The sequence below is a fragment of the Elstera sp. genome, assembly GCF_044372965.1.
Lineage (GTDB): Bacteria > Pseudomonadota > Alphaproteobacteria > Elsterales > Elsteraceae > Elstera.
In genome coordinates this window covers 1-10,913 of sequence record NZ_JBILQX010000120.1, presented here as the reverse complement: position 1 = coordinate 10,913, position 10,913 = coordinate 1, and the positions used below count along the sequence as shown (strand labels likewise).

Below are 10,913 nucleotides of genomic sequence, written 5' to 3'. Positions count from 1 at the left end.
CACCGCCCCCACGCGCGGATCGCGGTAATCGGCAGAAAGAAGCGCTTGGGCCTCCGGCGTGTCGGGCAGTTGATAGGCTTTTGCGACCGTGCAGGCGGCGAAATGGGGCTTGTCGCGGCAATGGGCGGCAAGTCGGGCCGGATCGAAGCGCCCGCCCGCAATCCAAAGCGCGGTAAACGCCCCCAAGGAGTGGCCTATAACGCCGATCCGGGTTGGATCGACCGCTGCACCTTTCGGCAGAATCGGGCTCGCCGGCTCTAGCGCCGCATCGATGATCCGCCGGATGTCCTCGGGGCGTTCCCAAAGCTTGGAAGCACCGGGCGGGCGGTTGTCGCCGCTGGTGGTTCCCGGATGATTTAGCGTCGCGACGATCATCCCCTCTGCCGCGAGCGCCGAGGCCAACCAGCCTTGATTGGTGAGATTGCCGCCCGACCCGTGGGACAGGATAATCAAAGGCGCGGGCACGGCACGGGCGGGCGCGTTTCGCACCGCCTCGAACCCATAGAAAATGCGGTTCTCGCCGATCTTCTCGGAACCGGTCCCGCTGTCGGTGGGATACCAGAGGCGCAGTGTCAGGGGCCGGTCGGCGCGGTCGGTAAGCCGGGTGTCGATTACGCCGACGCCCGCAAGGGCGGGGCCGGCAATTAAGGCAAGGCAAAGGGGGAAAAGCGCAAAACGCATCCTGTTTCTCCTCTCGTATAGGGTGATCCGGCAGGTGTAGAAACAGAAGCGAAGGGCCGCAATCGGCCCCCGGTTCTCAATCGTGATCGAGAACCGAACCGCGCGTTTTAGACCCCGTTGGACCCTATAAATGGACCTGTTTCGTCTGCCGTTGCCCTTCGTAAGCGTTGCCCTTATGGCCTTGCTCGCCGCGCGCCTCGCCCGTGCCGAAGGGCTGGAGCGCGTTGCCCAACGGCTGTTTATCGCGCTGGCGGCGCTGTGCATGGTGCGGGCGGTTCTGGTCGGGTTGCGCTTCGGCTACGGGCTTGAGGAGGTAATCCCCATCCAGCGATTGCTGCCACTGACCTTGGGGCCGCTCGCCTATCTCGGGTTTCGCCGCGTGACCGACCCCGGCTTTGCCGTGGGGCCGGGGCTGGTGCGGCATGGCGGACTGGTTCTTCTGCTGCAGGCCTTTTGCTTGAGCATGCCCCAGGGGATTCGGTGGGTCGATCTGATGATGCTCGCTAGTCTTGGCGGCTATGGTGCGGCGCTGGGACGGCTTTACCGCCGTGGCCCGGACGGTTGGCCCGGCCTCGGCTTTTCCGCCGCCGAGCCGATTCGGTTGGCCCTGCGCCTCATGCTCCTCCTCTTCCTGGGCGAGGGGACGCTGGACAGTGTGATCGCGCTCGACTTTCTCTGGGCCGAGGGCCGCCACGTCCCGGCCCTGATTTCGGTGGGGAATCTGCTGCTAATTGCGGCCCTCGGGTGGATGCTGCTGCGCCGCCCCGCACCCATCACCCCGCCCGCGCCGACAACCCCGCCCGAGACTGCTGCCGATTCCGCGCAACTTCTAGCCGAACTCGACCGGCTTTTGGCCGATCCAGCCCTGTACGGCGACCCCGATCTAACCCTGGCGCGTCTCGCCAAACGGCTTCACGTCCCAGCGCGGCGGGTTTCCGAGGCGGTGAACCGGCAGCATGGCATGAATGTGTCGCACTATGTGAACCGCGCCCGCCTCATCGTCGCCGCCGATCTGCTGCGCAGCAGCGACCTTGCGATTGCCGAGGTGATGACCCAATGCGGCTTTCGCAGCAAATCCAACTTTAACCGCGAATGCCACCGAGTATTCGGTTGCGCCCCCTCCGACGTGCGCGCCGAGGGCTAACGAGGGGGGCGGGAGCCTGGGGATAGAATCACCCAGTCCGGGGATAAGTCGGCGCTTTTCCCCCGTTCGCCGATTCGCCCCCCACACTGCCGGAATCGGTACAGGGACGATGCCCCGGTGGAAAAGCCCGCCAGGCGACTTCTGCCAGTGGGGATAACCGGTTTTTGGAGGGGTTTTTCGCGGTTTATCCCGAGGGCTTTAACGAATCGAAATCTATTGTATTACAAAGACATAGACTCGGTTTTAAGGCGGGTTTCCACATTCTTGTCCACAAGCTGAAATCGCACTTAAAAAATCGGTGGATAAGATTTGGAAGAACCTTAATCCCCAGGTTTACACCCCACCACAACAACCACCATTCTTTTCATAATCAGAGAATCAAATTAGAGAGAGGGCATGACCAAACATCTGCTCGACGCCCTTCGCGGGCACCCCTCCGCCCGTCCGCCCTTCTGGTTCATGCGCCAAGCCGGGCGCTACCTGCCGGAATATCGCGCCTTGCGCCAAGAGGCGGGCGGTTTCCTTGACCTATGCTTTAATCCGGACCGGGCAGCGAAAGTGACGCTGCAACCCATCCGGCGGTTCGGCATGAGCGGGGCAATCCTCTTCTCAGATATTCTGATCATCCCGATGGCATTAGGGCAGAGCCTGCGCTTTGCCGAAGGGGAAGGGCCGGTTCTGGGCGATCTTCCTGAGACCCTGGATTTCGCAGGAGCCGCGACACTCTATGCGCCAGTGATCGAAACAGTCCGCAAGGTGAAGGCCGGTCTGCCCGACGAAACCACCTTGCTTGGTTTTGCCGGAAGCCCCTGGACGGTCGCCACCTACATGGTCGAAGGCGGATCAAGCCGCGATTTTGCCCGGACGAAAGCCTTCTTCTACCGTGACCCCGACCGCTTCCGTTGGCTCATCGAAGGGATCACGACCGCAACAATTGAGTATCTCTCGGCGCAGATCGAAGCCGGTGCCGATGCCGTGCAACTCTTCGATTCTTGGGCGGGGGCGCTGGCCCCGCTGGATTACGAACGCTGGGTGATCGAACCCAACCGCCAAATTGTCGCGGCTTTACGCGCGCGTCACCCCGCGACGCCGATTATCGCTTTCCCGAAGGGCAGCGGGATTCTTTACAAACGTTTCACCGAAATCGTGCGCCCCGATGGGATTGGAATCGACACGCAAGTTCCCCCCCATTGGGCTGCCGAGGTTTTGCAGCCGCTGGCGTGTGTTCAAGGTAATCTCGACCCCCTCACGCTCGTAGCAGGCGGACAGGCCATGCTGGAGGCTGCGGAGCAGATTTGCGGCCATCTCGGGCAGGGACCGTTCATTTTCAACCTCGGCCATGGGATCGTCCCGCAGACGCCGCCGGAGCATGTGGCGGCCCTGTGTGACTTTTTGCGCAAACTGTAATCAACGCCACTGTAGATTTTGCTGAAGGGAACCCTATAGTCGCTGCCATGAGTAAGCGCGCCATCCTTCTGTTCAATCTCGGCGGCCCTGATCGGCCGGAAGCGGTTGAGCCTTTCCTGTTCAATCTGTTCAACGACCCGGCGATCATCGGCGCACCAGGGCCGATCCGATATCTGATCGCGCGGCTGATTTCCAAGCGCCGAGCTCCGATTGCCCAGGAAATTTATCAGCATTTGGGTGGCGGCTCGCCCTTGCTACCGAATACCGAGGCCCAAGCCCGCGCGCTTGAAGCGGCCTTGGGGCAGCCCGATGAAGAAACGCGCTGTTTCATCGCGATGCGCTACTGGCATCCCCGCGCCGATCAGGTGGCGCGGGAGATTGCGGCGTGGAAGCCCGACCGCCTCGTACTCGTGCCGCTCTATCCGCAATTCTCCAAGACCACCAGCGGCTCTTCGCTGAAGGAATGGCAGAAGGCTGCCGATGCGATTGGCTTGAAACTTCCCACCACAACCCTGTGTTGCTGGCCGGAAGAAGCGGGTCTGATTGCCGCAACGACCGAGCTTCTGGCCGAAACCCACGCCAAAGCGCTCGAATTCGGCACGCCGCGCGTGCTGTTTTCCGCCCATGGCTTGCCCAAAAAAGTGATCAAATCGGGCGATCCCTATCAGTATCAGGTCGAGAAAACCGCTGCCGCCGTGGCCGAAGCGCTGGCTATTCCGCAGCTTGATTGGCTGGTGAGTTATCAAAGCCGCGTTGGGCCGCTCGAATGGATTGGCCCGGCGACGGATACCGAAATTAAGCGCGCCGGGGCGGACAAGGTGCCCCTGATCGTCTGCCCGATTGCTTTCGTGTCGGATCACTCGGAAACGTTGGTTGAACTCGATATCGAATATCGTCACCTTGCCGAGGAAGAGGGCGTTCCCGCCTATTTCCGCGTGCCAACGGTTTCGACGCACCCCAAGTTCATCGACGGGCTGGCACGGGCGATTGCGGCGCAGGATCGGCGCGGGGGCCTCAGTTGCGAAGGCGGCGGGCGCTTGTGTCCGGCCCAATTCAGTCAATGCCCGGCCAAGCTTAGCGCTTAGGAAGATAGAGATATGCTCGATGCACTAACCAGCCTCTATCCCTGGATAAAATCGCTGCACATCATCAGCGTTATTTCCTGGATGGCGGGGATGTTCTATCTGCCGCGCCTTTATGTGTATCATTGCGACGCGCCCAAGGGTTCGGTTCAGTCCGAAACCTTCAAGGTGATGGAATATAAGCTGCTACGCTTCATCATTAATCCGGCAATGATTGCGACCTTTGTGTTTGGCACGCTGTTGCTGCTCACCCCCGGCATTATCGATTGGTCGCAGGGCTGGTTGCACGCAAAGCTGACTCTTGTGCTGCTGATGGGCGCATTTCATGGGTTTTTGTCGCGCTGGCGCAAGGATTTCGCCGCCGACCGCAATACCCGTAGCCCGCGTTTCTACCGCCAGATGAACGAAATCCCCACAGTTCTAATGATTCTGATCGTGATTATGGTTGTCGTCCGCCCGTTCTAGTTTGACAGGTAGGCAGGCTTAGGGTATCGAAAACCTAACCGCTATTGCGATAGCGTGTTATCGGACGCCGGGTCCTCTGGGCGTCTTTCGATGGTTCCGCGCTGACAGGGTTTTAGGGATTTTCGGTTCGGCTTCACGCCGCCCGCGCGTCCGCCCCAGGCCGACAATGGATTTCAGATGCATCTCGAAGAATTAAAGCGCAAGACGCCGGCGGAACTGCTGGCCTACGCCGAAGAATTACAAATCGAAAACGCGAGCACCCTGCGCAAGCAGGACATTATGTTCGCCATCCTCAAACAACTCGCCGATAATGACGTTGCGATTTTTGGCAGCGGCGTGCTGGAAGTGATGCCGGATGGCTTCGGCTTTCTGCGCTCGCCGGAAGCCAATTATCTGCCAGGGCCGGACGATATCTACGTCAGCCCAACCCAAGTGCGCCGCTTCGGCCTGCGCACCGGCGATACAGCGGAAGGCCAGATTCGCGCGCCCCAGCATGGCGAGCGTTACTTTTCGCTCCTCAAGGTCAATACGATCAACTTCGATGCGCCGGAAAAAGTCCGCCATCGCATCAATTTCGACAATCTCACGCCGCTCTATCCCGATGAGCGCTTGAAGCTCGAAATTGAAGATCCGACCCGCAAGGATCTGACTACCCGCGTCATCGATCTGGTCGCCCCGCTCGGCAAAGGCCAGCGCGCGTTGATCGTCGCCCCGCCGCGCACGGGTAAAACCGTGATGCTGCAAAACATCGCCCATGCGATTGCCAAGAATCACCCGGAAGTCTACCTCATCGTTCTGCTGATCGACGAGCGCCCGGAAGAAGTGACCGATATGGCCCGCTCGGTGAAGGGCGAAGTGATTAGCTCCACCTTCGACGAGCCCGCCACCCGCCACGTGCAAGTGACGGAAATGGTGCTAGAGAAGGCGAAACGCCTCGTTGAGCATAAGCGCGACGTGGTGATTTTGCTCGATTCGATCACCCGCCTCGCCCGCGCCTACAATACGGTTGTGCCCTCCTCCGGGAAGGTACTGACCGGCGGTGTGGACGCCAACGCCCTGCAACGCCCGAAGCGCTTCTTTGGCGCGGCGCGCAATATCGAAGAAGGCGGCTCGCTGACCATCATCGGCACGGCGCTGATCGATACCGGCAGCCGCATGGACGAAGTGATCTTCGAAGAGTTCAAGGGCACGGGTAACTCCGAAATCATCTTGGAACGCAAACTCTCCGACAAGCGCACCTTCCCGGCCATCGACGTGACTAAGTCGGGCACCCGTAAGGAAGAAATGCTGGTCGAAAAAGGCACGCTCAATAAAATGTGGGTGCTGCGCCGCGTTCTCATGCAAATGGGCACGATGGACGGGATGGAGTTCCTGACCGAGAAGCTGAAGCAGTCGAAGAGCAACACCGACTTCTTCGAAGCGATGAATACGTAAGCTTTTTAGAATCGCGTTGCATTAGGCCCAGGCCCCCCTCGGGAGCCTGGGCCTATTTTTTTGGATAGACCTTGCCTCGGGCCACCCCGCTGCGTTATGCTGGGTGAACGCAGTTAACCGTGCTATATTCTATAAAATTACTCTGTTAATCAGTCCAAAAAGCCGTTTTTAACCGCTTACTGACTCAACATTCCTATCGAAGACGAAGGAAAGCAGGATGAAACCACGCACCCTAGCGTTGGTGGCTGTTTTTGGGCTCTTGGCGCAGGCCGCCTATGCCCAAGACCCGGCTGCCGGTGAGAAAATCTTTGTTCAGTGTAAAGCCTGCCATCAGGTTGGCCCCGGTGCTAAAAACCTGACCGGGCCGAATTTAAACGGTCTGTTTGGGCGTAAATCTGGCTCGGTCGAAGGCGCGCGCTATTCGGCGGCGAATAAAACCTGGGGGCAGACCTGGACGGAAGAGGTGTTCCGCACCTATATCCAGAATCCGCGCGAGACTATTCCCGGCACCACCATGGCTTTTGCCGGGCTGCGCGACGCGCAGAAAATTAGCGATCTCATTGCCTATCTCAAACAGTTTGGTGCGGACGGGAAAACTCCTTAACCGCGCTCGCTTTTTCATACCATCTGGGTTCGAGCTTGGAGGCTTCCATGCAATTAACGATTAACGGCAAGACCCATTCGGTCGATGCCGATCCCGATATGCCGCTGTTGTGGGTGCTGCGCGATCATCTTTCGATGACCGGCACGAAATTCGGCTGCGGCGTCGCCCAATGCGGGGCCTGTACGGTCCATATCGACGGGCAGCCCGTGCGCGCCTGCCAAACCCCGCTGTCGGCGGCGGAAGGCCTGAAGATCACTACGATCGAGGGGCTCGCTGGTCCCGTTACGGCGGCGGTGCAAGCCGCTTGGGCGAAGCTGGACGTGCCGCAATGCGGTTACTGCCAGTCGGGCCAGGTGATGGCCGCTGTCGCCCTCCTCACCGAGACTAAAAAGCCGAGTGATGCGGATATTGACGCGGCGATGGCGGGGAATCTCTGCCGCTGCGCCACCTATCAACGCATCCGCGCTGGGATTCACGACGCCGCCAAAGCGCTGGCCTAAGGAGGCTTTCATGTATTTTCATCGATTGACTGGGCCGAAAACGCCGCAGGTCGCCATCGAAAGCGCCTGGTTTCGCCCATCGCGCCGCCAGTTCCTGATCGGCGCGGCCGTGACCGGAGCGGGTTTGAGCGTTGGCATTCCGTTTGAAGGCGCGAAGGCGCAGGCCGCCGCCGCGCTGTCCAATCCCTTTCCCACCTATATTCGGCTGACGCCCGACAATAAAGTGGTGGTGCTCTCCGCCCATATGGATATGGGTCAGGGCATCTATAACGGCCTTGCGACGCTGGTCGCCGAAGAGCTCGGGGCCGATTGGTCGCTGGTGACGGTCGAGGGCGCGTGGGGTGATGTCAAAGCCTATGGTAATCTTACCTGGGGCGGCGTCGCGCAGGGCACGGGTGGCTCCAGCGGGATCGCCTCCTCCTGGGTCCGGTATCGCCAAGCCGGAGCTGTGGCGCGGACGCTGCTGGTCTCGGCGGCGGCGAAAGCCTGGGGCGTTCCGGCGGCGGAGATTAAGGTCGAAAACGGTCAGCTTTCCCATGCCAGCGGCAAGAGAGCCCCGCTCGGGGCCTTCGCCGACGCGGCGGCAAAAGAGCCGCTGCCGGCTAGCGTCGAGCTAAAATCCCCGGATCGTTGGACGTTGATCGGTAATGCCGCGCATCGTCGCTATGATTCGGCAATTAAAGCCAAGGGCCAGCAAGACTATACGATTGATGTGCAGCTTCCCGGTCAGTTGGTCGGGATGATCCTGCATCCGCCCTTGTTCGGCGCAACCGTGAAATCGGTCGATGCGACGGCGGCGAAGGCCGTTCCGGGTGTGACCGATGTCGTTACCATCTCGCGCGGCGTCGTCGTGCTGGCGAAGGACACTTGGTCGGCGATGAAGGGCCGCGAGGCGCTGGTCGTAACCTGGGACGAGAGCAAGGCCGAAAAGCGCGGCTCGGCCCAGATCATGGCCGAGTATCGCACTTTGGCGGCGAAGCCCGGAACCTTGGTAGAAGAGCGCGGCTCGGCCACAACGGGGCTTGCCGGGGCGGTCAAGACTCTCGAAGCGACCTACGAGTTCCCCTACCTCGCCCATGCCGCGTTAGAGCCGTTGAATGCGGTCGTGCGGAAAGACGGCGAGATGCTGGAAATCTGGGGCGGGCATCAAATGCCCGATCTCTACCAATTCATTGCGTCCAAGATCGCTGGAACCACGCCGGATAAGGTGCGGCTGCACGTTCTGAAAACCGGCGGCGGCTTTGGGCGGCGCGCGGTGATCGATGGCGATGTTATCGCCGAGGCGGTGGAAACCGCCAAAGCAATCAACTTCCGCGCGCCGGTGAAAATCCAATGGACGCGCGAAAACGATATGGCCGGGGGCCGCTACCGTCCGCTGATGCTGCATCAGGTGAAAGTCGGTCTCGACGCCAAGGGCGCAATTACCGGCTGGCACCATCACATCGTCGGGCAATCGATCCTGATCGGTACGCCCTTCGAAGCGATGGCGGTGAAAAACGGCGTCGATGCCACTTCGGTCGAAGGCGTCGGGCAGTCGCCCTACGCGCTGCCGAACTTCCGCGTTGAAGTGACCAATACGCAATCGCCGGTGCCGGTGCTGTGGTGGCGGTCGGTGGGCCATACCCACACGGCCTACGCGATGGAAACCATGATCGACGAAATCGCCCGCACGGCGGGGCAAGATCCGGTCGCGCTGCGGCGGCAGTTGCTGAAGAATGATCCGCGCCGACTGGCCGTACTGAATGAACTCGTCGCTAAATCCGGGTGGGAAAAGCCGCTGCCCGCCGGGCGCTTCCGGGGGATTGCCCTGCATGAATCCTTCGGGACGACGGTTGGCATGGTCGCGGAAATCACGCTGCAAAAGCAGGGGTTCAAGGTTGAAACCGTGGTTGCGGTGGTCGATTGCGGCGTTGCGGTGAACCCGGATCAGATTCGCGCGCAGATCGAAGGCGGGGTTGGCTTCGGTCTTGGGGCGATCCTGCGCGAAGAAATCCCCCTGGAAGCGGGCCGCGTGGCGGTGCAAAACTTCGATGGCTATCTGCCGCTGCGGATTGATGAAATGCCGCAAGTTGACGTGCATATCATTGCGTCAACGGCGGCCCCCACGGGGATCGGCGAGCCGGGCGTTCCGGTCATCGGTCCGGCGGTGGCGAACGCCGTTGCGGCGGCGACTGGCAAGCGCGTGCGCGTTCTGCCGATGGAAAAGGGCCTCGCGGTTTAAGCGAGGCTTTGGTTAAGCGCGCGGCGGGGGAGCGATCCCCCGCCGGTGGCGTTAGGCGGCAAGGGTGGGCGCTATTAGCAGGTCCTCGTCGGTCGCGCCGAAAAATTCATACTGTATCCGGTCGCGCGGGATACCTTGGGCGCGCAGCCCTTGGACGATTGTCCGCATAAAGTCGCGCGGCCCGCAAACACGATAGAGCGCGTCTGAAGCGGGGCTGTTCTGAACAATCCAGGCTGGATCGACGCGGCCGATATGGTGGTAATCGGTGCCGAGGGTTGCCTCCGGGCTCGGCTGCTCATAGAAGGTTTGGGCGCGGCCCTGGGAGAGCTTTGCCACAAGGTCGCGCACTTCCGCCCCGAAAGCATGATGGGCAGCGCTGCGCACGGCATGGACCAACTGAACGGGCCGGTTCGGTTGAGTTCGGGCAATCGTTTCCAGCATGCTCAGCAGCGGCGTAATGCCGATACCGCCTGCGAGGAGCACAAGGGCGCTGTTTCCGTCGGGCAGGGTGAAGGTGCCCGCAGGCGGTGCTACCTCAAACCGCATGCCGGGGGTCGCGATGCGATGCAGGTAGCTGCTGGCTAAGCCTGCGGCAGTTCCGGCGGCGGGCGCTTCTTCCCGCTTCACCGATATTCGATAATAGTCCGATTGAACTGCGCCGCACGACAGCGAGTAATGGCGCAGCAGTGGCCCATATCCGGGCACATCGAGTTTTAAGGTTAGATATTGGCCGGGCCGGAAGGGCGGGAGAGGTTGACCATCGATCGGCGCGAGAAAGAAGCTGCTGATACTGCTGCTTTCGGGAACGGTTAGCTCCAGTTGGAAGGTCCGGTAGCCGCGCCAGCCGCCGGGAGCATCTTCCTGCGCTTTGTAAAGCTCTGCTTCGCGCGTCGTGAGGATGGTCTTTAAAAGACCGATGGCCTCGGTCCAGGCGGCGATAATTTCTGGCGTCGCCGCCTCGCCCAATACGTCACGAACGGCCTGGAGCAGAGCGATTGCAACAGCATCGTAATGATGGGGTTGGATGTTAAGGGCTACATGGCGGGTGGCGATGCGGTCGACCGCCGGGCCGAGCGCTGTGAGATTATCGATGTTCTCGGCATAGGCGACAACGGCCTGGGCGAGCGCGCGCGGCTGGGTGCCGTTGCGCTGATGCGTCGGGTCGAAGAGCGCGCGAATGTTCGGGTCGCGCAGCAGGAGATCGTACATCCGCAGCACAATGGTCAGTCCATGGATCTGCATAACCGGCGCGGTGGCCTTGACGATGGTGATCGTTCGGGGGCTCAGCATGGGGCGGCCTCGCTTGGAAGCGGTAATTGATATGCTTTTTATAATACGGGAGTCTTAAAGAAATATAAAAAATGCAGCTTTATTC

The 10,913-nt window shown here is 60.8% G+C and carries 10 protein-coding genes; 8 read left to right on the top strand and 2 right to left on the bottom strand.

Annotated features, from left to right (window positions below; translation table 11 throughout):
• The coding region (locus ACIQ36_RS14085; protein ID WP_395830341.1) for an alpha/beta hydrolase family protein at positions 1-681 on the bottom strand (681 nt) is incomplete at its 3' end.
• 130 nt (positions 682-811) lie between these two features.
• Between ACIQ36_RS14085 and ACIQ36_RS14080 the strand changes: the two genes are divergently transcribed.
• The 8 genes from ACIQ36_RS14080 to ACIQ36_RS14045 all read left to right on the top strand — a co-directional run bounded on the left by ACIQ36_RS14080 (position 812) and on the right by ACIQ36_RS14045 (position 9,538).
• Positions 812-1,825, top strand: coding sequence for a helix-turn-helix domain-containing protein (locus tag ACIQ36_RS14080; protein WP_395830339.1), 1,014 nt, complete (start codon positions 812-814; stop codon positions 1,823-1,825).
• 396 nt (positions 1,826-2,221) lie between these two features.
• Positions 2,222-3,232: a uroporphyrinogen decarboxylase gene (gene hemE / locus ACIQ36_RS14075; RefSeq protein WP_395830337.1), complete on the top strand. Its 1,011-nt coding sequence runs from the start codon at positions 2,222-2,224 to the stop codon at positions 3,230-3,232.
• 47 nt (positions 3,233-3,279) lie between these two features.
• Positions 3,280-4,317, top strand: coding sequence for a ferrochelatase (gene hemH / locus ACIQ36_RS14070; protein WP_395830335.1), 1,038 nt, complete (start codon positions 3,280-3,282; stop codon positions 4,315-4,317).
• A gap of 12 nt (positions 4,318-4,329) precedes the next feature.
• Positions 4,330-4,779 carry a protoporphyrinogen oxidase HemJ gene (gene hemJ, locus ACIQ36_RS14065; protein WP_395830333.1) on the top strand — a complete coding sequence of 150 codons (450 nt, stop codon included), beginning with the start codon at positions 4,330-4,332 and terminating at the stop codon, positions 4,777-4,779.
• Positions 4,780-4,956: 177 nt separating this feature from the next.
• Complete coding sequence (gene rho / locus ACIQ36_RS14060; protein WP_395830331.1) at positions 4,957-6,213, top strand: transcription termination factor Rho; 1,257 nt, start codon at positions 4,957-4,959, stop codon at positions 6,211-6,213.
• 217 nt (positions 6,214-6,430) lie between these two features.
• The gene (locus tag ACIQ36_RS14055) at positions 6,431-6,817 is read left to right on the top strand and encodes a c-type cytochrome (RefSeq protein ID WP_395830329.1); all 387 of its coding nucleotides are present in this window, start codon (positions 6,431-6,433) and stop codon (positions 6,815-6,817) included.
• A gap of 47 nt (positions 6,818-6,864) precedes the next feature.
• Entirely contained in the window at positions 6,865-7,317 is a 453-nt protein-coding gene (locus ACIQ36_RS14050) for a (2Fe-2S)-binding protein (protein ID WP_395830328.1), read from the top strand.
• A 10-nt stretch (positions 7,318-7,327) separates the two neighbouring features.
• Complete coding sequence (locus ACIQ36_RS14045; RefSeq protein ID WP_395830326.1) at positions 7,328-9,538, top strand: molybdopterin cofactor-binding domain-containing protein; 2,211 nt, start codon at positions 7,328-7,330, stop codon at positions 9,536-9,538.
• Between the two features lie 51 nt (positions 9,539-9,589).
• Here ACIQ36_RS14045 and hmpA read toward each other — a convergent pair whose 3' ends face one another.
• Entirely contained in the window at positions 9,590-10,828 is a 1,239-nt protein-coding gene (hmpA, locus tag ACIQ36_RS14040) for an NO-inducible flavohemoprotein (protein ID WP_395830324.1), read from the bottom strand.
• Positions 10,829-10,913 lie beyond the last annotated feature (85 nt).